At 63.4% G+C, this 25,775-nt stretch carries 21 protein-coding genes and 1 pseudogene; 8 read left to right on the top strand and 14 right to left on the bottom strand.

Translation table 11 applies throughout. The annotated features are described in order from the left end of the window. Window positions 1-22 precede the first annotated feature (22 nt). The 13 genes and pseudogenes from K3148_RS08765 to K3148_RS08825 form a co-directional block, all read right to left on the bottom strand. Entirely contained in the window at window positions 23-1,078 is a 1,056-nt protein-coding gene (locus K3148_RS08765) for a DUF11 domain-containing protein (protein ID WP_221424450.1), read from the bottom strand. 71 nt (window positions 1,079-1,149) lie between these two features. Further along, window positions 1,150-1,635 (bottom strand): hypothetical protein, encoded by a 486-nt coding sequence (locus K3148_RS08770; protein WP_221424451.1) that lies wholly within the window; start codon window positions 1,633-1,635, stop codon window positions 1,150-1,152. 29 nt (window positions 1,636-1,664) lie between these two features. Further along, window positions 1,665-2,606, bottom strand: a complete 942-nt coding sequence (locus tag K3148_RS08775) for a hypothetical protein (RefSeq protein WP_247711530.1) — start codon at window positions 2,604-2,606, stop codon at window positions 1,665-1,667. 368 nt (window positions 2,607-2,974) lie between these two features. Continuing rightward, window positions 2,975-4,631 (bottom strand): annotated as a pseudogene (locus tag K3148_RS14035) (DUF885 domain-containing protein). Between the two features lie 645 nt (window positions 4,632-5,276). Beyond that, window positions 5,277-5,636, bottom strand: a complete 360-nt coding sequence (gene speD / locus K3148_RS08785; RefSeq protein ID WP_221424453.1) for an adenosylmethionine decarboxylase — start codon at window positions 5,634-5,636, stop codon at window positions 5,277-5,279. After that, window positions 5,626-7,203, bottom strand: a complete 1,578-nt coding sequence (locus K3148_RS08790; protein WP_221424454.1) for a polyamine aminopropyltransferase — start codon at window positions 7,201-7,203, stop codon at window positions 5,626-5,628. Before K3148_RS08790 ends, speD begins: the two co-directional genes overlap by 11 nt. Then, window positions 7,196-7,405: a DUF350 domain-containing protein gene (locus K3148_RS08795; RefSeq protein ID WP_221424455.1), complete on the bottom strand. Its 210-nt coding sequence runs from the start codon at window positions 7,403-7,405 to the stop codon at window positions 7,196-7,198. The genes K3148_RS08790 and K3148_RS08795 overlap by 8 nt, the downstream gene beginning before the upstream one ends. 61 nt (window positions 7,406-7,466) lie before the next feature. Continuing rightward, a complete protein-coding gene (locus tag K3148_RS08800; protein WP_221424456.1) occupies window positions 7,467-7,610 on the bottom strand; it encodes a hypothetical protein in 144 nt (47 codons plus the stop codon). Window positions 7,611-7,649: 39 nt separating this feature from the next. Further along, on the bottom strand, window positions 7,650-8,936 hold the full coding sequence (locus tag K3148_RS08805) for a DUF4178 domain-containing protein (RefSeq protein ID WP_221424457.1): 1,287 nt from the start codon (window positions 8,934-8,936) through the stop codon (window positions 7,650-7,652). Next, a complete protein-coding gene (locus tag K3148_RS08810) occupies window positions 8,933-9,604 on the bottom strand; it encodes a DUF4178 domain-containing protein (protein WP_221424458.1) in 672 nt (223 codons plus the stop codon). Before K3148_RS08810 ends, K3148_RS08805 begins: the two co-directional genes overlap by 4 nt. An 11-nt stretch (window positions 9,605-9,615) precedes the next feature. Beyond that, on the bottom strand, window positions 9,616-10,620 hold the full coding sequence (locus K3148_RS08815) for an SPFH domain-containing protein (protein WP_221424459.1): 1,005 nt from the start codon (window positions 10,618-10,620) through the stop codon (window positions 9,616-9,618). A gap of 106 nt (window positions 10,621-10,726) precedes the next feature. Continuing rightward, complete coding sequence (locus K3148_RS08820; protein ID WP_221424460.1) at window positions 10,727-12,037, bottom strand: NAD(P)-binding domain-containing protein; 1,311 nt, start codon at window positions 12,035-12,037, stop codon at window positions 10,727-10,729. 5 nt (window positions 12,038-12,042) lie between these two features. After that, window positions 12,043-13,098, bottom strand: a complete 1,056-nt coding sequence (locus K3148_RS08825; protein WP_221424461.1) for a TPR domain-containing protein — start codon at window positions 13,096-13,098, stop codon at window positions 12,043-12,045. Window positions 13,099-13,274: 176 nt separating this feature from the next. On the opposite strand from K3148_RS08825, the gene K3148_RS08830 reads away from it, so the two are divergent. From K3148_RS08830 to K3148_RS08865, 8 genes are all read left to right on the top strand, one after another. Then, window positions 13,275-14,132, top strand: coding sequence for a hypothetical protein (locus K3148_RS08830; RefSeq protein ID WP_221424462.1), 858 nt, complete (start codon window positions 13,275-13,277; stop codon window positions 14,130-14,132). Then, a complete protein-coding gene (locus K3148_RS08835; RefSeq protein ID WP_221424463.1) occupies window positions 14,132-15,907 on the top strand; it encodes a cytochrome c3 family protein in 1,776 nt (591 codons plus the stop codon). Before K3148_RS08830 ends, K3148_RS08835 begins: the two co-directional genes overlap by 1 nt. A gap of 238 nt (window positions 15,908-16,145) precedes the next feature. Continuing rightward, entirely contained in the window at window positions 16,146-18,890 is a 2,745-nt protein-coding gene (locus tag K3148_RS08840; RefSeq protein ID WP_221424464.1) for a cytochrome C, read from the top strand. Between the two features lie 21 nt (window positions 18,891-18,911). Continuing rightward, complete coding sequence (locus K3148_RS08845; protein ID WP_221424465.1) at window positions 18,912-21,803, top strand: SPOR domain-containing protein; 2,892 nt, start codon at window positions 18,912-18,914, stop codon at window positions 21,801-21,803. Between the two features lie 48 nt (window positions 21,804-21,851). Next, window positions 21,852-23,792, top strand: a complete 1,941-nt coding sequence (locus tag K3148_RS08850) for a heme lyase CcmF/NrfE family subunit (RefSeq protein WP_221424466.1) — start codon at window positions 21,852-21,854, stop codon at window positions 23,790-23,792. Further along, entirely contained in the window at window positions 23,789-24,319 is a 531-nt protein-coding gene (locus tag K3148_RS08855; RefSeq protein ID WP_221424467.1) for a redoxin family protein, read from the top strand. Before K3148_RS08850 ends, K3148_RS08855 begins: the two co-directional genes overlap by 4 nt. Further along, window positions 24,316-24,708 (top strand): cytochrome c-type biogenesis protein, encoded by a 393-nt coding sequence (locus K3148_RS08860; protein WP_221424468.1) that lies wholly within the window; start codon window positions 24,316-24,318, stop codon window positions 24,706-24,708. The genes K3148_RS08855 and K3148_RS08860 overlap by 4 nt, the downstream gene beginning before the upstream one ends. Further along, entirely contained in the window at window positions 24,708-24,893 is a 186-nt protein-coding gene (locus tag K3148_RS08865; RefSeq protein WP_221424469.1) for a hypothetical protein, read from the top strand. Before K3148_RS08860 ends, K3148_RS08865 begins: the two co-directional genes overlap by 1 nt. Here the strand turns inward: K3148_RS08865 and K3148_RS08870 are convergent, their stop codons facing one another. Then, on the bottom strand, window positions 24,894-25,676 hold the full coding sequence (locus K3148_RS08870) for an NUDIX hydrolase (protein ID WP_221424470.1): 783 nt from the start codon (window positions 25,674-25,676) through the stop codon (window positions 24,894-24,896). Window positions 25,677-25,775 lie beyond the last annotated feature (99 nt).

Genomic DNA, 25,775 nt, shown 5'->3' on the forward strand with positions numbered 1-25,775 from the left:
TGTAGGTCTTTCCCGCTTCGGATCAGTCGATCATTACGCGGAAATAGACCGAACGACTTGCATCAGCAGCAACATCGCTCAGTTCGGCATCGACTTCGGAGTCGGTGGTGTTGTACGAAGCCGTCTGCGGCGTCGCAGTGTCGCCGCGCGATCCGCTTGCGCAGGTACCGTCGCCATCGACGAAGATACCGAAGCTCGAGTCATAGGTGACGTCGGCGGGCAGTTCGTCGTTGACCGCGACATTCGTAGCGGTCGCAGCGCCCGACGCGTTCGATACCACGATGCAGTATTCGATTACCGCACCAGGGATCGCCTTGGGATCGGTCGTACCGTTGATCGGATCGCTAACGATGCTGCTCGTCTTCGCGACGGTCAGGCTCGCTCCCGACACCGTGTAGGTGCCGCGATCGGAGAAGTCGCCTTCTTCCGCATTGTCGCTGTCACCTGCGCCGTCGGCCAGAACCGTGTCTACACCCGAAGTGTTGGCGCCGACCGTGTTGGTCAGGGCCGCGCCCGGCGAACCTTCGTCGCCCGAAGCATCGCGTGCATCCGCCGTCAGGACGACGTCGAACTCGTTCGTGTTGACCGCACTCAGCGCGATATCGCCGACGACGAGGACCTGGCGGGTCTCGTCTTCAGCCATGTCGTCCAGATAGGTGATCGGACCAGCGGCGAGTTCACCGGCGTCGAGAACACCATCGCCGTCCGCGTCGTAATAGATGCGAATGTTCGACAGGCCTGCCGGATTGGCAGCATCGGCTACAGCGGAAAGCTGGTAGTCGACGGTGTCGTTCGACAGGTTGGTGATTTCGAATGCCAGAACGGCATTGGTCTGTCCCGGAGTTACCGAGACAGGAGTAGCATCCACCTGCACGGTGACGTTGACCTTGCGGTCGACCGTGAAGGTATCGCTGTCGGTCACTGCGGTCTGGGTCACCCCGCCAACGTCGAAACTAACCGAAACGTTGTTGGTAATGGTGTCCCCGGCCGAAGTGCCCTCGGCCAGCGCGGGGCTGGCACTGAGTGCGACCAGTGCTATTGCACTCGTGGCACCCAGCAATTGCTTGGTGCGTTTCATCGTACACTTCCTTTGGAGTTGCCTCGCGATTCGCCTGCCGCCCGCGAGACTTGGCGGTTATCTCCCGCTTCTCAGCGGATGATGGCTGGATATTCGAGGCGGCCCTTCGCGCCCGGCGCGACCGTGGCGAGGGTCCAGCGAATATGTGTCACGTCTGCTTGCTGGGCGGGCCTGCTGGTGCCATCCGCCTGCTCGACCGAAAGAGTTGCAAGTTCGCCCCAAGTCGCTCCGCCATCGACGGAGACGATCAGATTGGCAGGTGCTGCTGGTGCAAGGCGGACGGCACTCGGTACCGGGTTGGTGACGACGAAATTGGTCACCGTTTCCGTGCCGTTGTTACTGTATTCTGTTCCGAAGATCAGCTTGTCGCCAGGGACGATGGTATCGGGCTCGACGAGTTCGACCAAGGATTGGCCGCCGTCGTCGATCATTACTTTCTCAAGCTTTACGTCGCCCTTGAGGTCGATGGCCTGATCCTGAGCCAGCGCAGGTGCGTTTGCCATCATCGTGCCGGAAGCAAGGAGGATGGCTGCAGCGAATCTGGTAAAGTTCTTCATCGGTCGGACCCTTCTTTTTGGCGCTGAAATCAGTCGATGGTTACGTTGAAAGTGACGGAGTGGCTGGTGCCTCCGGCGACCGTTCCCAGGTTCACGGAAATTCCCGAAGCCGTAGCTTCGCCGGCGTCTGCATCGCTGGCGTCGGTCAGGCCTGCGGCATCGAGGGCGAGCGATCCGGCCCCGTAGGTTGTGCCGGAAGGGAAGGTATCGGTGACAACAAGGTCGGCAACCGATCCGCTTCCCGATACGGCAGCGGTGATCGTGTAGGTAACGACCGATCCGGGAACAGCACTCGAACCGCCAAACGGATCGCTTACACTGGCGGACTTGATCAATTCCACCGAGGTAATGCCGATAAGGATCGATCCGATTGCATTGTCGTCAGCGCCGCCGGCGCCAGCGATTGCGTCACCGCCGTCGACACCTCGTCCGGCGAAAACCGTTCCTGGCGCTCCGGTGCCGGTCACCGCCTCGGCAAGGAGATCGATATCGCTAGCCTCCCCATCGAGAACGTCGCCGGGCACCGACACGATAACGAAAACCGTCAGGTTCTCATCAGCGTCGAGAATGCGCGTCGTTGCAGGACCGGTCAGGACCTCGTCGACGCCTGGATCGTAAACACCATTGCCATTGCTATCGACCGCGATCGTGTCGACGGTCGTGTCGAAATCATTCCCGGCTACGGCAGGATTTGCGGTCAGCACGAAGGCCTCGGGTCCATTGCCGGTGTTCGTCACTTCGAATGTCAGAGCCGCCGTTCCGGATGTCGCTGCAACCGGTCCGGAATTGAGTGAAGTAACAGCCACATCGAGAAGTTCGTCGACTCGCAACGTAACGGTATTCGAAGGGACCGTGACCTGACCGTCACCAGCATCATAGGTTGCGGTCGCCGTGTTCTCGATCAAAGTACCCGCGCCCACGCCATCAGCATGGGCGGCGGTACCCGCCAGGAGGGTTAAAAGGACCAGCAAGCTGGCGGCGGTTCGAGGATAGTTAACGCCCATAGACGCCGAACTAAGGGTTAAACCTTACCAACCCGTTTAGCGTTCTTTGATTACCGCACTTTTGCGACCATTTTAATGATTAACAAGCGCTTTGCCCGGCTCTGTCGCTGAGTGTCGACGGATGCTGGCATGAAACGGGAATAGTCTGCTCTTGGCCTCGCCCTTCTCAGTTCCTCGAGGTAGGAGCATCACCACGGCCTCATCTCTCCGCTTCAAGCAGACAATCGGTCAACCACCCATGAAAAGCCGTAGGGCACACATTGTTAGATGTATGAAAGCGACCGGTCACGACGCGTTGAGCGCTGCAGCATTGGAGATCACGAGTTCTCGTAAGACTAATCGGAGTTAGCAGCTATCCACGTATCGACCCGCTGTTCTAGAATATCAAGCGGCACAGGGCCTGAAAGCAAGATAACATCGTGAAACTCGGCGTAGTCGAAACCTGACCCAAGGGCGGTACGAGCTCGCTCACGCAACTCCATAATTCTAAGCTTTCTTATCATGTAGGCGGTCGCCTGGCCCGGGTAGACGATGTAACCCTCGATCGCCTTGCGCACAACGCCTTCAGGATTTGGGGTATTGGTCTGCAACCAGCTAATTGCCTGCTCCCGACTCCAACGCTTATGAAGGATTCCAGTATCGACCACTAGCCGAGCTGCACGCCAGAGTTCCATCCCAAGTCGTCCGAAATCTGAGTAGGGATCTGTGTAGAACCCCATATCCTTGCCAAGTTCTTCGGAATAAAGACCCCAGCCCTCGGTGTAGGTCGTAACGCCGCCGAAACGACGGAACGGCGGCACTTCGCCAAGCTCCGTCTGCAATGCCCTTTGAAGGTGATGCCCCGGAACGCCTTCGTGATAAGCAAGGGCTTCCAGCTCGTTCTTGGACATGTCGCGCAGGTTATAAAGGTTTACGTGGTACGTGCCGGGGCGCGAGCCGTCCGGTGTTGGCGACTGATAGAAGGCCTTCCCAGCTGACTTCTCTCGAAACTCCTCAACCGGCTTCGCGCGAAGATCAGCCTTAGGGAGCATATTGAAATAACGTGGCAGCTCAGCTTCGATCGCCTTCATAACCCTATCGACTTCAGCTAAATAGGCTTCGCGAGTGCCATAGTAATACTGATCGCCTTCCCGCAGGTGGGTAAAAAACTCCTGCAAAGTGCCATCGAAGCCAACCTGCGCCATTATAGCCCGCATCTCGGTATGAATTCGGGCAACTTCTCGTATCCCCAAGTCGTGGATCTGATCAGCCGTTAGGTCGGTTGTAGTATAGTTTGCGAGGCGCTCGGAATAATATTCTGCCCCTCGGGGGCAGACGCCAGATGCCGTCGTCAATTGAAGGGACCGATTTCTGCCTCTCCATTTCAGCGAGCAAACGTCGATAAGCGGGAGCAAGATCCTCTATGATCGCAGCAGTGCCTTGGGCAACCAATGACCGCTTGTCCTCTTCAGGCAGATCAAGCGCGCGAACTTTTTCCTTTAGATCGGCAAGGATGGGCGAGTCTTTCCCTTCATCGAAGGGGGCGCCAGTAATAACATTTCGCGCATCGTTAATCATATAGGCGTAAACCCCGCGAGGCGGCATAACCCCAGCAGCAGCCCTCTCAGCGCTTTCGGCCAGCGCTTGATCGATAAAAGTGTCTGCGGTGCGCAGGCGTTCGACATAGGCCTCAGCCTCGCTTCGGTCGCGCACACGGTGAATGTTAATCAGAAAGCTTGGGACGAAGTTCTGCAGACCATTCATCTGGTCGAAGAGAAAATCGTTTTCGCGGAACTCATAGGCTGCAGTGCTGCGAGCAACCGTCGCTTCGAAAAGGTCGTAGGAAAGCTTGTCATCGGGCGCCAACGATGCACGATCGAACTGCACACGCATGTTCGCGAGGGTGGTTGCGCTTAACGCCTGCTGTTTCATCGCCGCGGCGTCATTAATATCGTCCCATCTCGCATAGTCCTCGTCAACGATACCGCGATAGGCTTTGCCAATCGGAGACATTGCCAATTGCGCTGCATCATATTCTTCGAAAAGCGCGGCTAAGGCGGTTGCTTTCGGCGGCCTCAACTCTGCCAACTTCGACGTTTTCCATCGTGCCCCCAACTGGCATCGCTGCACAAGCGGAAAGCAAGACTGTGTAGCAAGCAAGAATGATGCGGATAAGAAAAGCCCTTCTCTGACCGTGCGAAGAGTTCACAAATCAAGAGGGCGTTCTTCTATCATCCAGTTCTTTTCCATGCATCTTCATAGAAACTATGAAGCCCGCAGACGAACGAATGGCACGCAAGCAAATCGTAATAATTAAGGAAGGCCGCCCGAAGGCACTCAAGCCATCCTACAGCGATCCTTCAGTGGCTAGTTGGCGCTCTTGTCTGAGTCGTTGACCGACACGAATAAAAAGATGCCAATCCTGTTAGAAGTTCAATGGTACGTTGTCCGCTGCCAGCCTGCAAGCCCAAGCCCTCACGAGAAAGAGCGTTCGCTTGACCTAGCGCCGTTTCGTTCTGCTCCATGGCTTTGATGAGCGCAGTGGCTCGCTTTCGGTAGCCGCCAATCGCGACAAGGACGGGTCAGCCCAAATGGCGCTAGCGGTAAGGCCTGGCGATAATCGGCGACACTTCCACCAGGCTTTGTCGCCACTCCGCGTCAGCCTCGCGGCGTTCCGCGCGTTTCGCAGCGCAAATTGATATGACTACCGGCAAAGCTGTTCGCAATCGCTTCCACTGCAACCTGCGTCGATGCGGCGCCGCACATGAAGATGTCGAAAGCGGCGAAATCGCATTCGGGCCAGGTGTGGACCGAGATGTGCGATTCCGCGAGCAACAGGATGCCGGTCACCCCCTGCGCCTCGCCGAAATGGTGGAAGTGCGAGCCGATGATCGTCGCTCCCGCCGCATCGGCTGCCGCGCGCATCACCTCTTCCAGCCATGCCGGATCGTCGAGCCGCTTCGCCCCACCGATATCGATGAGCGCGTGTTCGCCGACGGGAGAATACTTACTCGCCATAGAGGCGCCATTCCTCGGTAAAGGTGCGCACGAGCGCCTGGTTGTCGAGCCGGTTCACCTCGCCGGCAGAGGCCAGCATATCAGGCGGAAATGAATAGATCGTCTCCTCCGCTTCCGCGTTGAGGAACCGCAGGTCTTCGGGGAAAGGCTGGACCGGATCGCCCTGCGCGGGCGCGCCGGCGAGGGTGAAGCCCCAGTCGCCGAAGCTGGGCACATAGACGTGGTAGGGCCGCGTCTCGAACCCGGCGGCGGCCAGCGTGTCGCCGACCATGGCGAAGGTCCGCGGGGCGATATAGGGTGCCGTGCTCTGGACCGCGACGATCCCTTGCGGGGCGACGATGCGCCTCAAGTACCGGTAGAAGCCGACCGAATAGAGCTTGCCGATCGAATAGTTGGTGGGGTCGGGGAAGTCGACCAGCACCACGTCGAATGTCTTGCGATTGTCGCGCACCCACACATAGGCGTCGGCGTTAATCGTGCGCACGCGCGGGTCGTCGAAAGCGTTCGCGTTCATGCGGGTGAGCGAGGGGACCGAGGCGAAAAGGCGAGTAATCTCCGGGTCGAGGTCGACCAGCGTGACCTGCTCGACGCTGGGCGCGCGCAGGACTTCGCGCAGGGCAAGCCCATCGCCGCCGCCGAGGATGAGCACCTTCTTCGGGTCCTCGACCCGCGCCATGGCGGGCCAGACCAAGGCCTCGTGATAGCGGTATTCGTCGCGCGAGGAGAACTGGAGGTTGCCGTTGAGGAAGAGACGCACGTCGCCGTTGCGGCGGGTGAAGGCGATGCGCTGGTACTGGCTCGAGGTCGCGAAAATGACGGGATCGTCGTAGAAACGGCTCTCGGAAAAGGACTGGAGCTTCTCGGAGAACACCGCGCCCGCCACCAATGTCGCCGCGACCAGCACCGCGGCAATCCGCTCCGGTCCCAGCATCCGGTCCCGGTGGAGGCGGAAAACGAGCAGCAGGGCGACCGAAATATTCACCAGCCCGATCACGAAGCCGCCACGCACCAGCCCGACATAGGGCACGATCACCAGCGGGAAGACTAGCGAGGCCGCCAGCGCGCCGATGTAATCATAGGTCAGGACGTTCGAGACGAGATCGCCGAAGCTGTAACGACCCTTCAATATCCTTATCAGCAGCGGTATTTCGAGGCCCACCAGGAAGCCGACCAGCAAGACCATCCCATAAAGGATCGGCCGGAAGTCCTGCACCACGGTGAAGAGCAGGAACAGGCTCGCCGCCGATGTGCCGCCGATCAGCGCGATCAGGATTTCGACCCGCACGAACCATTTGAGGTAATCCTGCTTCACATAGCGGGAGAACCAGCTGCCGACGCCCATTGCGAAGAGGTAGGTGCCGATAACGGTCGAGAACTGGGTGACGCTGTCGCCCAGGAGGTAGGTAGCGATCGTGCCCGCCAGCAGTTCGTAGACGAGGCCGCAGGTGGCGACCACGAAAACGGACAGCAGCAGGATGAGCGAGATGTCGGTCGGCTGGACCGCATCGTCGGCAAGCGCGCGCCCGCTAGCCGGCAGGCGCGGCTCGGCGGGCGGCGTGTCAGCCATGAATGGCGGCGGCGACGATGATAGCGATGGCAATGGCAACCGCCCCGGCCATGCTGGCAACGGCGCGGTTCTGTTTCTCGATCACTTCCTGCCACAGCTTTCCGGGCGTCAGCAGGTCGACGATGATGAAGGTGGCGACGAAGACCACGATCCCCATCAGCGAATAGGCCAGGCTGGCCAGAAAAACGTCGGTATTCAGCATAGTATGCTCCCTCGAGTGTCCTTTTGGGCCGCGTGCCTGAGTGCGCGCGCGGCGTATCCCGTTACTTGTGTCGCGGTCCCCCGCCGCGGCTGTAGGCGTCGCGTTCCTGCTTGCCGTCGCCGAAGGGCGAGTAGCCGGTCGTCGCGGCGGCCGAAAAGGCGACCAGCGTTCCGGCGGCATAGAGGAGGAAAAGCCGGCGTTTCATCGCGCGTCCTCCCGCTGGCGCGCGGCGGCGCGGGTCCGGTCAGTCGTCATCGTCATGTCCATAATCGTAATCCTCGCGCCGGGACGCTTCGAAACTCATCGCGTTCATCAGCACCCAGATCGGCGGAAGAAAGAGGGCCAGCAGCAGGATAAGGTAGTTCGACCAGAAGATGCCGCCGGGTCCGGCCGTGATGTCCACCGGCTTGGCGGAGTAATCCTCGAACCCGCGCGCGCCCCGCTCATCGGCCGGGCGAATGACTTCCGCCTCCAGCGAATAGCGGCCCGGCGGGATGGAGGAGAGCTTGATCGTGCCGTTGCGATCGTCCTCTTTCCAGTCGCGCCCGTAATAATACTGGATCGGCTGGTTGGCGATGTAGCTTTCGTCGGTGTCGAGATTGGTCAGCACATATTCGACATCGAGCCAGCTGTTGTCGCCCGGCTCGCCGCTCGTGCGGATGGTGAAGGGGCGCGAAGTGCCTTCGATCACGAAAGGCTGGATGACCGCTTGCCGGCTCGACGGCGCATCGCCGGCAAGCAGGCTGGCCGAACTGCGCGGCGTCGGCCCTTCGAAAATGAGAACGAAGATGAGCGCCATGGCCGCGACCGTGGCCGCAACGCCGAACATGAATTTGGCCAGCCCAGAGTGCGGATTGGGTTGGTGCGGCAGTGGGTGGTTTCCGGTCTTGGGGAACTGGCCGCTGTCGGCAATGCCGAAGGCTTCGGCGACTTCGGAAGAGGGGACAAAACCTTCGAGCGTCCACTCGTATTCGTCGTCGCTGATCTCGCAGGACAGCATCCGCTGGCCCGAGACGTAGCCGTTCGCATCGACCTGATCGCCACGCTTCACCTGCCAGTAAAACTCGCCCAGCACGTAATCGACCGTGTTGGTCGCTTCCTTGAAGCACTTGGAGAAATAGGTCCCGTCGAATTCCTGCGACAGGCTGCGCGGATTTCCCGGCTGGATCATCAGCGGAGTGCCGAGGCTCCAGCCCGAAGCCTGGTGGATCAGCCAGCGATAGCCTTCATAAGGGTTGAACAGCAGGTATTCGCCCCAGGCGGACCACCCATCGTTCCGCTCCAGATAGCCGATCACCGCCCAGTCCGTGCCGCGCAAGGTCCCGCGCGTGCCGATGGGCAGCAGCAGGTCCGCGCCCGCCTGCGCGTGTTCGGCAACGAGCCGCACTTCGGGATCGACGAGGTCGAGCTCGCTGCCGCAATAGAGGCAGACGATCAGCGTGGAGAAGCCCGAGGCCTGCAATTCCAGCGTGCCGCAGCACGAGGGGCAGGTGATTGGCTTTACGGCGGTTTCGACAGCACCCTCGCTCATGCCGCGTGTCCCCCTCGTGGCTGGGTCCAGCCCGCGAGCTGGCGCAGGTTCGAGGGATCAAGCTCGGCGAGGCGGTAATAGCGCCCCTCCCAGAGGCCGGTGGTGTTGGCATCGGATTGCCATGTCACCGCGCCGCCCGACCGGTCGCGCAGGTCGAGCGAGCGGCGCTTGAAGTGCGCGGGCACGGGCTTGGGCAGGTGTCCCTCGCTCGCCACGCAATGGATCTCCTTGATGTCGGAGACGGTGTATTTGCGTTTGTTTACCTGCACCGTGTCGCCCAACGCCACCTGACCGATCCGGCCCAGGTCGGCGAGGCGGCGCATGGTGTCGGCGCGCGGCGACGTCTCGCTCATCACCATGTAATAGCCCGCTTCCTCGGCTACCCAGGCATGGGTGCCGCCGCCGAAATCGAGCAGCCACTCGTTCCAGCTGCCCCGCTCCCACGCCCAGCGTTCGCGGCCCACGATCTCGCCGCGCTGGCCATCGACCGCGAGGCTGGTGCCGATCTGCAGCGGGCTGACGTCGAAGGGCATGACGCCGCTGTCGCCGACGCGGGTGAGCCCTTCGGCCTTTACCAGCAGCAGGGCGTTGCAGCTGGTGCAGGTGACCAGTGGCAGGCCGGGCAGGCCGCCTTGCGTCGGCGCGCCGCATTGGGGACAGGAAGCCACGACCGTGTCTCTCAGCCCAGGCGTGCCAGCAATTCGGCTTTCTTGGCGGCGAATTCCTCTTCGCTGAGCGCGCCGGCCACGTGGAGCTTGTGCAGCTTCTCGATCATTTCGAGCGGATCGGTGTCGCTCGCCGCCGCTGCCGCCGGGGTGGCGGGCGGGGCAATCGCAGGCTGGCCCATCAACCCGCCGCTCATCGTCTGGCCCAGCGCCATGGCCGCGGCGACGCCTGCGCCGGCACCCGCCACGCCGCCCGAAGCCTGCGCGGCCTCGTCCAGCGTGTCGGCAGCCTTGAAGCGCGCATATTGGCCCAGGTCGCCCAGCGCGCGCATGGAGGAGCCGCTGTCGATCGCATCCTGCACTGCATCGGGCAGCGAGAGGCTTTCCACGAACAGCGTCGGGATCTTAATGCCCCACTGGTCGGTCGCGTTGTCGGCGGCCTGCCGCAGGAGGTCGGACAGCTTCTGCTGGTCGGCGGCAAGGTCGAGGAAAGCGGTGTCCGCCGAACCCAGCACGGCGGCAAGGCTGGTCGAAATGATCGAGCGCATCTGCGGCTCGATATCGGTGATCCACAGTTCGGGCAGGTTGGCGAAGGTCGTGCGATAGAACTGGTCGACCTCCGCAATGCGGAAGGAATAGGTACCGAAAGCACGGATGCGGATCGCGCCGAATTCGGGATCGCGCACGGTGATCGGCTGCGCGGTGCCCCATTTGAGCCCGGTGATCTCGCGGGTGGAGAAGAAGGTGACGTCCGACTTGAAGGGGCTTTCGAAGCCCTTGGCCCAGTTTTCGAGGCTGGTGATGATCGGCAGATTCTGCGTGTCGAGCTCGAACAGGCCGGGGCCGAAGCTGTCGGCCAGCTTCCCGTTGTCGAGGAAGATCGCTTGCTGCCCGTCGCGCACGGTCAGGTTCGCGCCATACTGGATTTCGTTATCCTCTACCGGGAAGCGCCACGCCAGCTGGCCGGGCTTCTCCTCCCACTCGAGCACATCGATAAGTTGCTTGGAAAACCAGCCCATCTGCGTCCCTCCGTCTACCGCGCCATAGCCCGCGCCTTGCAGACCCTAACCAAGCGCCGGAGCGGAAACAATTGCTACCCGGCCCAAGACTGTCGAAATTCTCTGATTATGCGGTCCCGTACTTGGTTTCGACCTCGATCCCGGATTCCCTGAGGAACCCGGTGGGCAGGATCCCGCCTACGCAAATGATCACGTAATCGTTGGCAATGGTCTCCAAGCCGTCTTCGGTGGTGAGGTCGACCTCGTCTTCGCGGATTTCGGCGACCTGGCTCTTGAGCCGCTGTTCGATCACCCCTTTCTCGATGAGTTCGATGAAGCGGTTGCGGTTCTTCTTGCGGGCACGGGCAAAGGCGTCGGAGCGGTAGGAGAGCGTGACCTTGGTGTCGGGCTGCTCGGCAATCTGGATCGCGGCCTCCAGCGCGCTGTCGCCGCCGCCGACGACCAGCACCTTCGCGCCGACGTACTGCTCGGGATCGATCAGGCGATAGACGACCTTGGGCAGCTTTTCGCCGGGCACGTCCAGCGTGCGCGGCGTCCCCCTGCGGCCGATGGCGAGAAGGACGGTTTTGGCCTCGATGTCCCCCTTGCTTGTCTCGAGGCGGAAGCCGGTCGCGGTCTTGCGCACGGCTTCGACGTTGACTCCGGTGCGTATCTGGAGGCCGGTCTTTTCCACCACGCCCTGCCAGAAGGAAATCAGCTCTTCCTTCTGCACCTCGCCGAACTTCACCGTCCCGATGATCGGCAGTTCCGCGGGCGAGGTCATGACCATCTTCCCACGGGGGAATTGCGCCACCGTGCCGCCGAGGTCGGACTGGTCGAGCAGCACGTAGTCCAGCTTGCGTTCGATCGCGCCGAGCCCTGCGGAAATGCCCGCCGGTCCGCTGCCGACGATGGCGATGTCGTGATGGCCTGGCGCAGCGGGCAGGCTGGCGATCTTCTGGGCCGCAAAGCCGATCGCCTGGCGTCCCTGCTCGATGGCGTTCTTGACCAGCCCCATTCCGCCCAGCTCGCCGGCGATGAAGATGCCCGGCACGTTGGTTTCGAACTCCGGCGTGAGCGGGGGGATGTCGACGCCGCGTTCCTCGGTCCCGAAGACGAGGTCGATGGCATCGAAGGGGCAGGCGGCCTGGCACGCGCCGTGGCCGACGCAGGAGGTCGGTTCGACCAGCGCCGCCTTGCCGTCGATCAGCGCGAGGATTTTCTTCTCCGGGCAGGCGATGACGCAGGCCCCGCAGCCGAGGCACAGGTCGGGACTGATCAGTGGATGGAGCGAAGGGGGGTGAGCAAGCCCGGCTTGGAGATTGTCTTCCAGGATCGCCCGGGCCTTGGCCGATTTCCGGCGCCTGTAGAGGCTCCAGCCGAGCCAGATGAGGACCAGGGGGGCGAGATAGATGAGCTCGAGTTGCCAGGTCGGCATGGCGGTCAGGGCACTCCGGCCTCGCGCGCCGCGGCTTCGACGAGGGCGAGGCCTTGGGTGTTACCGGCCAGCGCCTTGCGCGCAGTGGCGAGGTCGGCCTTCGCCTGGTCTGCCTGTCCCCGCACCATGCGCGAACGGATCAGCCGCGCCCAGCCTTCCGGATTGTCGGGATCGGACTTGAGGCGCGTGGCGAGGCCTTCGACCATCTGCTCGATCATCGCCTCCTGCTCGGACGGCGGCAAGGCGTTCGCCGCGTTCACCGTCGCGGCATCGAGAGCGGGCGGGCGGCCCGACATGGCGGGCGGGGGCGGGGCGGCGTTGAGGCGATCCGAAACATCGGTGCCAAGCTCGGCGGCGAGCGCGTCGATATCGCGGCGCACGTCGGCCTGCCACGGCGCATCGGGCGGGGCGGCGTTCGCGAGTTCGATCCACAGGTCGAGCGCCTCCTTTTGCTTACCCTGCTGCGCCAGCCAGCGCCCGCGGAAATAGCGCGCGCGCGGTTCGGTGGGATCGATGGCGAGCGCCTGCTCGAAAGCCTGCCGCGCGTCGGCCGTGACCTCGCCCTCCGCGACCGCGACCAGCGCTTCGCCATAGCCCGAGCGGGCCGCGGCGCTTTGCGGGAGCAGCTCGATCGCGCGCTCGAAAGGCGCAATCGCCTGCTGCGGGCGGTTGGTCATGAGATAGGACCAGCCCAGCATCCGAAAGCCCTCGCCATCCTCGGGGTTCGCCTCCAGCCGCGCGGCGAGCCGGTCGATCATCGTGTCGACGTCTTCAAGCTGCTGCCCGCTCTGGTTGAGCGCCATGGCGCTTCCGGGCACAGCGCTCGTGGCCGAGCCATCGTCTTGTGACCTCAGCAGCAGCACCGCCAAGGTCGCGGCCACCAGCACACCGGCCCCGATCAAGAGCAGCCGCGTGCGGTCGAAAGCGGGCTTGGCGGGGGCATCGCCGGTCACGGTTTCGCCGGTACCGGTTGCGCGCGCCGACTGGCTCTGCTGCCAGAGGCGCATGGCGACAATACCGACGGCCATACCGGCCAGCGCGGTCAGGATCGTAGCAAGCACTCGAAATCTCCCAATACACGTGCTTCGCGACCGCATTGGGCTTTTGCCACTTGCCCGGCACTATACTGATCGGGACGCGCTTCGCCACGAAATATCCGAAAACTTGCGCGGCGGGTTTCTGTTACCTAAGATCGGATCGGGGCGTGTGACCACGTTTAGAGGCGGAGCCCACCGCCATGGATACGATAACTACCCAGCCCGTCGGCCGCATTCGCCGACTGCGACTCAGGCCTCGCCAGCCCGAGCGCCTCGCTTCGGTTATCGTCCTGGCCCTTGTTCTCGCCGCGCTGGTCTACGGCTTTCTCCATCGCAACGACAGCTGGCTCGATCCCGAGGATGGGGTCGGCTACTGGCTGGGCATCGCAGGCGCTTCGATGATGCTGATCCTGCTCATCTACCCCTTGCGCAAACGCAATCCCAAGCTGCGCCCGCTGGGATCGGTGGGGTTCTGGTTCCGCTTCCACATGCTGCTTGGACTGCTCGGGCCTGTAACGATCCTCTACCATTCGCGCTTCGGCTGGGGCTCGCTCAACAGCGGAATGGCGCTGATGGCGATGATCATCGTCGCCTCGAGCGGGCTGATCGGACGCTTCCTCTATTCGCGCGTCCACCGTGGCTACTCGACCCGCACCATCGCCATCCGCGACCTGAAGCGCGACATGGACGAACTGCTGGACGACCTCGAGCACGAGCATATCGGCGACGCTTACGTCATCGACACGCTGCACGACCTTGAGGATCGCGCGCTGGCATCGGGCCGGTCCTTCTGGTCCGGGGCTCGGTCCTTCGTCAGCCTGCGCCTGCGCTCGCTGATCATCCGGCGCGAGATCCGCCGCCAGTTGCAGGACCCGGACGCAAAGCATCGGGAGGAACTGCTGCTGGGGCTGGAAGATTTCTTCCGCGCGACTCGCCGCGCGTCCAGCTTCGCCTTCTACAGCCGCCTGCTTCGCCTGTGGCACTATCTCCACCTGCCGCTGTTCGTGCTGCTGGTGGCGGCTGTCACGCTCCATATCGTTGCGGTGCACCAGTACTGATGCGCAGCCTGCGCGCCTTGATCACGCTGTTGCTGCTGATGGCAGCCGCGCCGCTGATGGGGCAATCGATCATCGAGCGGCTGGTCACGCCCGGCCCGCTGTCGCAGCCGCACGCAAAGCTGGAGGACAGCTGCAATTCCTGCCACGCCAACTTCCGCAAGGAGGCGCAAAACTCCAAATGCCTCGCCTGCCATACCGATGTCGCCTCCGACATCCGTGCCGGTGCCGGCTATCACGGGCGCAGTTCCAACGCGCGGCGCAGCGACTGCAAGACCTGCCATACCGAGCATAAGGGACGGCGCGCCAACATCGTGCGGCTCAACACCCGCACCTTCAACCACGATTTGACCGATTTCCCGCTGCGTGGCGGCCATGCGAAGGTCTCCTGCGCCTCGTGTCACACGGGCGGCAAGGCCTACCGCCTCGCGCCGACCACCTGCCGCGGCTGCCACAAGAGCGACGATCCGCACAAGGGCCGCCTCGGCCCGCGATGCCAGGATTGCCACCAGGTCTCGAGCTGGCAATCGCTCAAGCCCTTCGACCACTCCAAGACCGGCTTCCGCCTCACCGGCGCGCATTCGGGGACGAGCTGCATGTCCTGCCACAAGGGTCAGCAATGGTCGGGGCTGACGACGAGTTGCTACGGCTGCCACAAGCAGGACGACGCGCATAACGGGACGCGTGGGACCAATTGTTCGAGCTGCCACACGACCAGTTCGTGGCGCGACGTGAAGTTCGACCACGACACGACCGGTTTCTCGCTGATCGGGGCGCATGCGCAGGCCAGTTGCTCCTCGTGCCACGGGGCGAACAATGCGATCAAGAACCCGCCGACGACCTGCTACGGCTGCCACGAGAAGGACGACAGCCACCAGGGCGCGAACGGGACGCAATGCGCGGATTGCCATGTCCCGCAAGGCTGGTCGCGCATCCAGTTCGATCACGACCGGCTGACCGACTTCCCCCTGCGCGGCGCGCACAGGCAGGCGAGCTGCGAAAGCTGCCATATCCACCCGCCGAAGGTCGCCGCTCCGCCGACCACCTGTTTCGGCTGTCACGAGGAAGACGACAGCCACAAGGGCGGCAACGGCACCGACTGCGCGCGTTGCCATACCGAAACCGACTGGGAGGCGGTGGAATTCGACCACGCCACCATGACCGGCTTCCCGCTGCTCGGCAAACACGCCCAGGCACGCTGCGAGGATTGCCATATCGAGGCCTCGGACCAGGTGAAGCTGGTGCCGCAATGCGCGTCCTGCCACTATGAGGACGACGTCCACAAGGCGGAACTCGGCCCCTCATGCGGGCGCTGCCACGACTCAAACGACTGGACGACCAACATCAGCTTCGACCATGCGCTGACCAGTTTCCCGCTGCTGGGCAAGCATGCCGATATCGATTGCACGGACTGCCACGCCGACCAGACATTTACGGTCAAGGGCCCGCAATGCGCCGATTGTCATGTCGACGAGCACCACGAAGGCCGTCTCGGCACGCCCGCACAATGCGGGAATTGCCACAACGCCAGCGACTGGAAGGCGTGGAGTTTCGATCACGATACGCAAACCCAATTCCCCCTCACCGGCAAGCACAAGGGGCTGGTATGCGAATCCTGTCATGCGAGAGCGGGGGACCCGGCCGAACTCTCGTCGACCTGCGCCGATTGCCACCGCCGCGATGATGTCCACCGCGGCGAATTCGGGACCGATTGCCAGCGTTGTCATGTGACGGACGACTGGTCGAAGGTCATTTTGCCCGAGGATCGCGGCAAATAACTGGAACCCCGGTCCGATTTATATTCTTTTTGCCGATGAAGCGCCCCGTGCATACGACGAACCGATGGTCGGACTCTATCGCGTGGGCTGCCATTCTGACAGTTTGCAGCGCGAGTGGCTGGGGGCTGCCGCTTGATGAAAGAAGATCACGTCGGTTTTCTCGGGTCGTCGAGTTGCCGAGGGCACCCCAGTGTTGAACAAGCTTTCGACACTAATTATGATGGTCTTGGCCAGCTTCATGCTTCTGGCCGCCCCTTCGTTCGGCCAGCAAGAATCGCGTTTCGAGAACTTCGATCACTTCTCCACCGGGTTCCCGCTGACCGGCCAGCACGCGGCCGTCCAATGCGAATCGTGCCACATCGACGGGCAATTCAAGGGAACGCCGACACGCTGTGCAGACTGCCACAATTCGGTGAGGGCGGAAGGCAAGCCCGCCAACCACCCGCAAACGCAGGCCAATTGCGATAGCTGCCACGCAACCAACCAGTGGACGATAAGTCGCTTCGACCACAGCGGCGTCACCGAACGTTGCGCCTCCTGCCACAACGGAATCCAGTCGAGCGGCAAGCCGGCCAACCACGTGCCTAGCTCGCAGGAATGCGAGAACTGCCACACGACTTCCAGCTGGACCAACGCGACCTTCGATCACAGCGCGGTGACCGGCAATTGCGTGTCCTGCCACAACGGCACGACGGCGACGGGCAAGCCTGCCAACCACATCCCCTCGAGCAATGTCTGCGAGGACTGCCACCGGACCACCGCCTGGGTGCCGGCAAACTTCGATCACGCAGGGATCACTGGCAATTGCTCAAGTTGCCACAATGGGACGACGGCGACGGGCAAGCCTGCCAACCACATCCCCTCGAGCAATGTCTGCGAGGATTGTCACCGGACCACCGCCTGGGTCCCTGCGAGCTTCGACCACGAGGGCATCACTGGCAATTGCTCAAGTTGCCACAACGGGACGACTGCGACCGGCAAGCCGGCCAATCACATTCCTTCGAGCAACGTCTGCGAGGACTGCCACAGGACAACGGCCTGGGTCCCTGCGAGCTTCAGCCACGCGGGCATTACGAACAATTGCTCGAGCTGTCACAACGGTACGACGGCGATGGGCAAGTCCCCCAGCCACCCGCCGACCAACAACACGTGCGAATCGTGCCACACCACCAATGACTGGTCGCAGGTCCGGTTCGATCACCGCGCAACCAGCGCCACCTGCTCGACCTGTCACAACGGCACGATCGCAGAGGGCAAGGGGCCGACCCATATCCAGACCACCGCACAGTGCGACAGTTGTCACACCACCAATGCATGGAGCCCGGCAAGATTCTCGCATGAAGGGATAACTGGCAACTGCTCCTCCTGTCACAACGGCACCACGGCAACCGGCAAGCACGCCAACCATGTCAGCTCGACCAACGCCTGCGAGGATTGCCACACGACCAACGCGTGGAGCCCGGCGCGCTTCGATCACAGCGCCGCAACCGGTTCCTGTTTCTCCTGCCACAATGGCACGACGGCGACGGGCAAGCATGCGAACCACATTGCCTCGTCCAACGCCTGCGCCGATTGCCATACCACCAACGGCTGGACTCCTGCGCGCTTCGACCATTCAGGCGTGACCGGATCCTGCTTCAGTTGCCACAACGGGACGACGGCAACAGGCAAGCACGCAACGCATGTCGCATCCGCCAACACCTGCGACGATTGCCATACGACCAATGCATGGGTCCCCGCGCGGTTCGATCACAGCGCGGTCACCGGCACCTGCTTCAGCTGCCACAACGGCACTACGGCAACCGGCAAGCACGCAACGCACGTCGCCTCGACGAATTCCTGCGCCGATTGCCACTCTACCAATGCGTGGGTTCCGGCCAATTTCGATCACAGCTCGGTCACCGGGACCTGTTTCAGTTGCCACAACGGCACGACGGCCACGGGCAAGCATGCCGCGCATATCGCGTCGAGCAATTCCTGTTCCGATTGCCATTCGACCAACGCCTGGACGCCTGCAAACTTTGATCACAGCTCGGTCACCGGGTCCTGCTTCAGTTGTCACAACGGCACGACGGCGACGGGCAAGCATCCGGCTCACGTTTCCTCGACCAACACCTGTGACGATTGCCACACGACCAATGCCTGGGTGCCGGCGCGCTTCGACCACAGCGCGGCGACCGGGACCTGCTCGAGCTGCCACAATGGCACGACCGCTACCGGCAAGCACCCGGCGCACATCGCCTCGAGCAATTCCTGCGGCGACTGCCACACTACCAACGCGTGGACACCGGCCAATTTCAACCACGACAACATATCGGGGTCCTGTTCGTCCTGTCACAACGGCACGACCGCCACGGGCAAGCATGCGGCCCATCTCAACACCACGAACACCTGCGAAGACTGTCACCGCGTGACCAGCTGGGTTCCGGCGAACTTCAATCACGCGGCGGCCAACGGCACCTGCTCCAGCTGTCACAACGGCACGGCGGCGCCCGGCAAGACGCCGTCGCATCCCAACACCACCAACCAGTGCGATTTCTGCCATGTGACGAGCAGCTGGGCTGCGGTGCGCATGGACCATTCGCAGGCGCTCGGCACCTGTTCCAGCTGCCACAACAACACTCTGGCGACCGGCAAGCCGCCTTCGCATATCGCCACCACGGCGCAGTGCGATTCGTGTCACAGCACCAACGCCTGGACTCCGGCCAGCTTCAGCCACGATGGCGTGACGGGCAATTGCGTCAGCTGCCACAACGGGACGACCGCCACCGGCAAGCCCCCAACGCACCCGGGCACCACGAATGTCTGCGAAAATTGCCACCGGACGACCAACTGGACGACGATCAACATGTCGCATGGCGATGTCACAGGTCGCTGCGATGCCTGTCACAACGGCACGATCGCCGAGGGCAAGCCAAACGATCATCCCAACACGTCCCAGGATTGCGGCGCCTGCCACGACACCCGGAACTGGGACGACTGACCCGGTGAGCGGGAAGAGGAGATGCGTTTGAACAAGCACGTCTGGCTGAAGGGTGTCGCTTCGATCGCGCTGGTTGCGGGTGCGACGGCGGGCCTGTCGGGCACCGCGCAGGCGCAGGCCGTCACCGACCAGACGCTGTCTGACCTCAGGATCGAGCGGGCGGGGACCTGCACCACGCTGACGGTCGAATTCAACATCCGCCTGCAGATCCTGAGTTATTATCCCAGCCGTCCGGGGCGCGAGCTGCATATCCGCGTGCGCCCGCTCGACCCATCGGCCAATCTCGCCGCGCGCGATGCGCTGCGCCCTCCCGGCAGCCTGCCCGAACTGCGCTCCATCGAATACGACGGCACCGATCCGGGCGGTCCGCTCGTCTCGCTCTATTTCCAGCAGGACATGGAGTTCGAGGTCGAGGGCGGCCCCCGGCCGGATTCGCTCGTCATCAAGCTATTTAGGCCCGGCGAGGGGCGCCAGTGCGCGCTGGTCGAGGCACCCGCTCCTGCGCCCGTCATCGCAACGCCGACGCCCTCTCAACCCGCCGTCGTCGCGACCGAGCCCGAGATCCCGCCGGGCCGCTTCGTCGTCAACGCCATCTCGGCCCCCGGCGAGCTCGGCGAACTGACGCCAGAACAGCGCGCGGCGATCGACGACCGCGTCGCCTATGACAGCGCAGTCGACCGTGAGGGCGAGGAATGGCACCGGCTCCGGCTCGGCTTTTACGAGACCCGCGCGGAGGCAGAAGAGGCGGCGGCAAACTTCGCCGACCTCTTCCCCGGCGCCTTCGTGCTCGAAGTCACGCCCGAGGAACGCGAAGAGGCCATCGCCACCCGCCTGCCCATCGCTGCGCCGGTCCAGACGGCGGCGGGCGCGGCGCAAGCCGGCATTCCGTCCGGCCTCTATATCGTCAACGCCATCTCCAGCCCCTCCGAACTGGGCGAGCTTACGCCTGAGCAGCAGGACGCGATTAGCGGGCGGGTCGCTTACGACAGCGTGGTCGAGCGCGACGGGGAGGAGTGGCACCGCCTGCGCGTCGGTTTCTTCGAAACCAAGGAGCAGGCCGATGCCGTCTCGGCCCAGCTGGAGGAGGTCTTCCCGGCGGCCTGGACCCTGCGCATCACGCCGCAGGAACGCGCCGAGGGCATCGCCTCGCGCATGGACACGGGCGAGCTCATCGTCTCGCGCACCCCGCGCCCCGCCATCGTGGCCAGTCCGGAGCAATCGGCCGAGGTCGATCGCCTGATCCTGGAAGCCGAAGCCGCCATTGCGCTGGGCAATAACGACCGCGCGATCCAGCTGCTCACCAACGCGCGGGGCCTGCCCGAGGCGCAGAGCACCCCGCGCGCGATCGAGCTTCTCGGCCTGACGCGCGAGCGCAAGCAGCAGGTGGCGCAGGCGCGCGCGGAATATGAGGAATATTTGCGCCGCTACCCGGAAGGCGAAGACGCCGAACGCGTGCGCCAGCGGCTTGCCGCGCTCTCTGGCCCGGTCCAGACCGCCGAGCTGCGCGAGGCCGAGGGCGGCAATCCCGCCGCATGGACCTGGGACGTGCGCGGCAGCTTCTCGCAATTCTACTATCGTGACCAGAGCCGGACGCGTTTCGTCGATGCCTCCGTGCCCGAAGAGGACCCCGACGAGGACGACCAGGTTAATCTCAACCAGCTCCTGACCTCGGCCGACATAGCGATCATGGCGGGCAACGACCGCGAGCAATTCGAAGCGCGCGCTTCGGGCTCCTACGTCTGGAATTTCCGTTCGGGTGGGCGCGATCTGAAAGCGATCACCGCGCTTTATGTCGGCGCATCGGACGCCGAAACCGGCATCGCCTCGCGCTTCGGGCGCCAGACGCGCAATTCGGGCGGCGTCTTCGGCCGTTTCGACGGGACCTGGGTTGGCTGGCAGGCGAGCGACAAGGTAAGGGTGAACGCGGTGGCGGGCTTTCCCGTCCTCACTTCGCGCCAGACCCGTATTTTGAAGGAACGCCATTTCTACGGCGCCAGCATCGACTACGGCAGCCGCAGCGACACGGTGCAGGCAACGGCCTATTTCCTCAATCAGGAGGCGCAGGGCGGCTTCGTCGACCGGCGTTCGATCGGGGCCGAACTGAGGCTGCGCAAGGATCGCTTCAACGCGTTCGGCCTGCTGGATTACGACATTCATCACGAGGAAGTGAACCTCGCTCTGGCAACGCTCGCCTATACGGCGGAGGACGGCTCCAACCTCAGCATGACGGCGGATTATCGCCGCTCGCCGCTGCTTACGACCAGCAACGCGCTAATCGGTCAGATCGGGGTGATCGACGCGCTGCCCTTCACCGACCTGCGCGACCTGCTGCGGTTCTATACCGAGGACGAGATCTACCGGATCGCGCGCGACCGCACGCTGGTGACCAAGTCGCTTACCACCGCCTATTCGCGGCCGATCACCGAGAAGCTGCAGGCGAATTTCGACTTCACGCTGACCGAAACCAGCGGTTCGCCGCTGATCCCGGCGACCGACGGGACTCAGGAGATTCCTGCGCTCGCCAGCACCGGCACGGAGTATTATTTCGGCGCGCAGCTCGTCGGCACAGGCTTCCTTTGGGACAACGACATTTACATCCTGTCGGGCCGCTATGCCGATACACAGCGCTCCAACAGCTACACGGTCGATTTCAACGCGCGCGTGCCGCTGACCGACAAGGTCCGCCTGACACCGCGACTGCGTTACGGGCGGCGCGAGGACCGGGTTTCGCAGACGACCTACGAGCAGTTCCAGCCCAGCCTGCGCGTCAACATCTATCCCTTCCGCCATGGCGAGATCGAGCTGGAGGCGGGGATGAACTTCGCCTCGCAGCGTATCCGCGAACCGATGGGTGTCTCGACATTCGACGAGACGGGGATAATATTCACCGCAGGCTACCGGCTTGATTTCTGATCGCGCCGGGCCGGAACGGAAACGCACCGCATTGGGGAGGGGGTTTCTATGATTGCCGAGGCCGGACTTGCCGCCCTGTGGCTGGCCGCCGCGCTGACAATCGCGCAGCTTGCGCTGGGCGTGCTCGGCCTGCGCCGTGCGGGAGAGGGGCTAGCCGAGGCCATCATCCCCGTCTCCGTGCTGCAGGCACTGCTGGTCACGTTCAGCTTCGTGTGTCTGGTGACGCTGTTCATGCGTTCGGACATGTCGGTGTTGCTGGTCGCCGCGAACAGCCATTCGGCCAAGCCCATGATCTACAAATTCGCCGGGACATGGGGCAATCACGAGGGCTCCATGTTGCTGTGGGTGACGATCCTCAGCATCGCCGGCGCGACCATCGCGGCGTTCGAGCGCAAGCTGCGGACCGACACCAAGGTCGCGACCCTGGCCGCGCAGGCCGCCATCGCGCTCGGCTTTTACGGGTTCCTTCTGCTCTCCTCCAACCCCTTCGAGCGGATCGAGAACGTGATCGAAGGGGCGGGCCTCAACCCGCTGTTGCAGGACCCCGGCCTCGCCTTCCACCCGCCCACGCTTTACGCGGGCTATGTCGGCATGTCGGCGGCGTTCTCCTTCGCGGTGGGCGCGCTGGTTACCCGCGATGTCGGCCCGGAATTCGCCCGCGCGATGCGGCCGTGGATTCTCGCCTCGTGGATATTTCTCACCATCGGGATCGTGGCGGGGAGTTACTGGGCCTATTACACGCTGGGCTGGGGCGGCTGGTGGTTCTGGGACCCGGTCGAGAACGCCTCGCTCATGCCCTGGCTGGCGACGACCGCGCTGCTGCATTCGGTCACCGTCCTCGCCACGCGCGACGGTTTGCGGGCGTGGACGATCATGCTGGCCGTGCTCGCCTTTTCCATGTCGATGGTTGGCACCTTCCTCGTACGCTCGGGCATTCTCACCAGCGTCCATTCCTTCGCCGTCGATCCGGAGCGCGGGGTGTTCATTCTCGGCCTGCTGGTGTTCTACATTTGCGGCGCACTGGCGCTGTTCGCGCTGCGGATCGGGACCGTGCGCGAAGGCAGCCGGTTCGATCTCGTCAGCCGCGAATCCGCGCTGGTGATGAACAATCTCCTGCTCACCGTGATCCTCGTCGTGGTGCTGTGCGGCACGCTCTATCCGCTGGCGCTGGAGCTTGCGAATGGCGAAAAGATCTCGGTCGGCGCGCCCTACTTCAACGCGGTGGCGGGGCCGCTGGCGGTGATCCTCATGCTGATCCTTGCTGCAGGTCCGCTTCTGCGCTGGCGGACCGACAGCACGAAGAAGCTTGTCGACCGCATCGCGCTGGCGCTGGTCTCCGGGGCGGGGGCGGCCTTGCTGCTGGCGGTGTTCGCCGGAGACCTCGGGATACTGCCCTATCTCGGCCTCGTTGTGGCCGCGGTCGTCGGCGTGGCGAGCGTCGCGCCCTTGTGGAAGCGCAATTTGCGCCGCACGCCGCTCTTCACCTGGGGCATGGTCATCGCCCACCTCGGCTGCGCGGTTTCAATCGTCGGCATGGCCAGCGAGAGCGCCTTCACTCAGGAAAACCTCGTTGCCATGGAGATCGGCGAGACGCAGCGCATCCACGATTTCGAGGTCACGCTGGAGGATGTGCGCGAGGCACCGGGACCCAATTACGCTGCGCTTGAAGCGGTAGCGATCGTGCGCCGCGAGGGCGAAGAGCCGCTCCGCATGGTCCCGCAGCTGCACCAGTTCTCCGACCCGGTGATGCAGACCAACCAGGCCGCTATCGAAACCTATTGGAATGGCCAGCTCTATATCGTGCTGGGCGATCGCTCGATCGGCAACCGCTTCCTGATGCGACTGTGGTGGAAACCCTTCGTCACCTTTATCTGGCTGGGCGGGATCATGATCGCGCTGGGGGGCTTGCTCTCTCTTGTCGGGCGCGTGCGGCGCGACATCGTGAGCCGTAAACCGGCGGCTCCGGAATTGAAGGGAGCGCCGGCATGATGCGCAAACCGCTCCTCTGGTTGCCCATGGTGCTCGGCCTCGGGCTGTTCGTGCTGTTCTACCTCGGGCTCGAAAATCCCGGCCAGCGGATCATCAATTCCAACGTCATCGGCCGGGAACTGCCCGAATTCAGCACGCAGGTCGCCGTGGAAGGCGTGGAGCCTGTCAGCAGCGAGAACCTGCGCGACGGCAAACCGCGGCTGGTCAATGTCTTCGCCAGCTGGTGCGCGCCCTGCATCCAGGAAATCCCGGTGCTGCTGCGGCTGCGCGCGCAGGGGATCGAGATCGACGGCATCGCGGTGCACGATCGGCCCGCCGACATTTCGCGCTTCCTCGCGGAGAACGGCAATCCCTACCGCCGGATCGGGCTCGACAACGAAGGCCGCAGCCAGCTGGAGATCGGCTCGTCGGGCGTGCCGGAAACCTTCGTGATCGATCGCGAGGGGCGGATCGTCTACCAGCACATCGGTATCGTGACCGAGCAGGACATTCCCGACATTCTCGCCCGGCTCGGGGAGACGGGATGATGCGGCAGGTGCTCCTTTCGATCTTTCTCCTGACAGCAGCCCCGCTGGCGGCGCAGGACTATGCGCATGAGGCTCTAGCCGATCCCGCACAGGAAGCCGCCGCGATCGAGCTGATGGACTCGCTGCGCTGCGTGGTGTGCCAGGGGCAGCCGATCTCGGGGAGCAACGCCGACATCGCCGGCGATATGCGCCGCATCGTGCGCGAGCGGATCGCGGCGGGAGAAAGCCCAGAGCAAGTGCGCGAGTGGCTGATCACCCGCTATGGCGATTTCGTGAGCTTCAAACCGGTGGTGAAACCGGCAACCTGGGGGCTGTGGCTGGTTCCGCTGGCGGCGCTGCTGCTCGGCCTTGTGCTGGTCTCGCGCCGCGTCCGGTTGAGGAGGAACTGATGGGCTGGCTCATTACCCTCGCGCTGACCGCGCTTTCCTTCGGCTTCCTCTATTTTAGCAAGCAATGCTCGCGCCAGGCGCTGGAAATTTGCGCCGCGGCCCTGCTGATCGGGATCGCGGGGTACGCCTGGCAGGGATCGCCCGACATGGAAGGCAATCCGGTGAGCCGCGCCACTCCGCGCTGACTAGCCCCGAGCCACGGTGTCGAGCGGTTCACCGGTGACCGGATAGCCGAGGTCTTCGCCGATCTCGAGCCAGCTCTTGCCTTCGCGCTCCCCCATGAACGGCGTGATGGTGCGCACGGGGATGCGGTCGGCCTGTTCCTTGGCCGCGGCGTAATCCTCGAACAGGGCGAGGCGTTCGAGGTTGCGGCGGGTGGGGAAGATGATCTTGATCTCACCGCGCGCCGCCGCGTCGAGCGCGCCTTGCGCGGTGGTCCAGAAGAGATGCGTGTTTTCCGACAGATCGGCCTCGATCTCCACCGCGCCGGTGCCGAGATCGGCGATGTAGAAGCGGGTGTCGTAGACCCGCGAGAGCTTTTCGTTCTTGGGAAACCAGCGCGCGAAGGGCGTAAGCTGGGCAAGGTCCAGCTCCCAGCCGAAATGGTCGAGCACGCTTTCCAGATCGCCCGTCTGCATGAGATAGCGCCGCGCGGCGCGCGCCTTGTCGGCGTCGATATCGCCCGCAAGACCGATGGCGAGGCCGGTTTCCTCCAGCGTCTCGCGCACGACGGCGATCTGGTGCGCGGCTTCGTCCGGATCGAGCGGGCCGCCCATCATCGCGCCGAGATCGAAGTCGGCCGGATCGACGCGGCCACCGGGGAAAACCGCCATGCCGCCTGCAAACACCATCTCGCGGCTGCGGATGGTCATCAGGATTTCGGGCGGTCCGCCGTCCTTGGCATTGCGGAAAATAACTACGGTTGCTGCGGGGATTCCATCGGGCGGGCTATCATGGTTCGCGCTCATGGCCGCCTGTGTGCCGCCAAGCGGCGCGCTTGCCAAGCTGTGAAAGTTAACGCGGGGGAGTCGGGAAATTTTACACACGGGCCGCCGCGCAAACCGGTG

It is taken from the genome of Qipengyuania aurantiaca (assembly GCF_019711375.1).
GTDB lineage: Bacteria > Pseudomonadota > Alphaproteobacteria > Sphingomonadales > Sphingomonadaceae > Qipengyuania > Qipengyuania aurantiaca.

Excerpts from the sequence above, each read along its gene's own strand:
- K3148_RS08765 (WP_221424450.1), bottom strand. The coding sequence starts at position 1,078 with ATGAAACGCACCAAGCAATTGCTGGGTGCCACGAGTGCAATAGCACTG.
- K3148_RS08770 (WP_221424451.1), bottom strand. The coding sequence starts at position 1,635 with ATGAAGAACTTTACCAGATTCGCTGCAGCCATCCTCCTTGCTTCCGGC.
- speD (WP_221424453.1), bottom strand. The coding sequence starts at position 5,636 with ATGGCGAGTAAGTATTCTCCCGTCGGCGAACACGCGCTCATCGATATC.
- K3148_RS08790 (WP_221424454.1), bottom strand. The coding sequence starts at position 7,203 with ATGGCTGACACGCCGCCCGCCGAGCCGCGCCTGCCGGCTAGCGGGCGC.
- K3148_RS08795 (WP_221424455.1), bottom strand. The coding sequence starts at position 7,405 with ATGCTGAATACCGACGTTTTTCTGGCCAGCCTGGCCTATTCGCTGATG.
- K3148_RS08800 (WP_221424456.1), bottom strand. The coding sequence starts at position 7,610 with ATGAAACGCCGGCTTTTCCTCCTCTATGCCGCCGGAACGCTGGTCGCC.
- K3148_RS08805 (WP_221424457.1), bottom strand. The coding sequence starts at position 8,936 with ATGAGCGAGGGTGCTGTCGAAACCGCCGTAAAGCCAATCACCTGCCCC.
- K3148_RS08815 (WP_221424459.1), bottom strand. The coding sequence starts at position 10,620 with ATGGGCTGGTTTTCCAAGCAACTTATCGATGTGCTCGAGTGGGAGGAG.
- K3148_RS08820 (WP_221424460.1), bottom strand. The coding sequence starts at position 12,037 with ATGCCGACCTGGCAACTCGAGCTCATCTATCTCGCCCCCCTGGTCCTC.
- K3148_RS08830 (WP_221424462.1), top strand. The coding sequence starts at position 13,275 with ATGGATACGATAACTACCCAGCCCGTCGGCCGCATTCGCCGACTGCGA.
- K3148_RS08835 (WP_221424463.1), top strand. The coding sequence starts at position 14,132 with ATGCGCAGCCTGCGCGCCTTGATCACGCTGTTGCTGCTGATGGCAGCC.
- K3148_RS08840 (WP_221424464.1), top strand. The coding sequence starts at position 16,146 with ATGCTTCTGGCCGCCCCTTCGTTCGGCCAGCAAGAATCGCGTTTCGAG.
- K3148_RS08845 (WP_221424465.1), top strand. The coding sequence starts at position 18,912 with ATGCGTTTGAACAAGCACGTCTGGCTGAAGGGTGTCGCTTCGATCGCG.
- K3148_RS08850 (WP_221424466.1), top strand. The coding sequence starts at position 21,852 with ATGATTGCCGAGGCCGGACTTGCCGCCCTGTGGCTGGCCGCCGCGCTG.
- K3148_RS08855 (WP_221424467.1), top strand. The coding sequence starts at position 23,789 with ATGATGCGCAAACCGCTCCTCTGGTTGCCCATGGTGCTCGGCCTCGGG.
- K3148_RS08860 (WP_221424468.1), top strand. The coding sequence starts at position 24,316 with ATGATGCGGCAGGTGCTCCTTTCGATCTTTCTCCTGACAGCAGCCCCG.
- K3148_RS08865 (WP_221424469.1), top strand. The coding sequence starts at position 24,708 with ATGGGCTGGCTCATTACCCTCGCGCTGACCGCGCTTTCCTTCGGCTTC.
- K3148_RS08870 (WP_221424470.1), bottom strand. The coding sequence starts at position 25,676 with ATGAGCGCGAACCATGATAGCCCGCCCGATGGAATCCCCGCAGCAACC.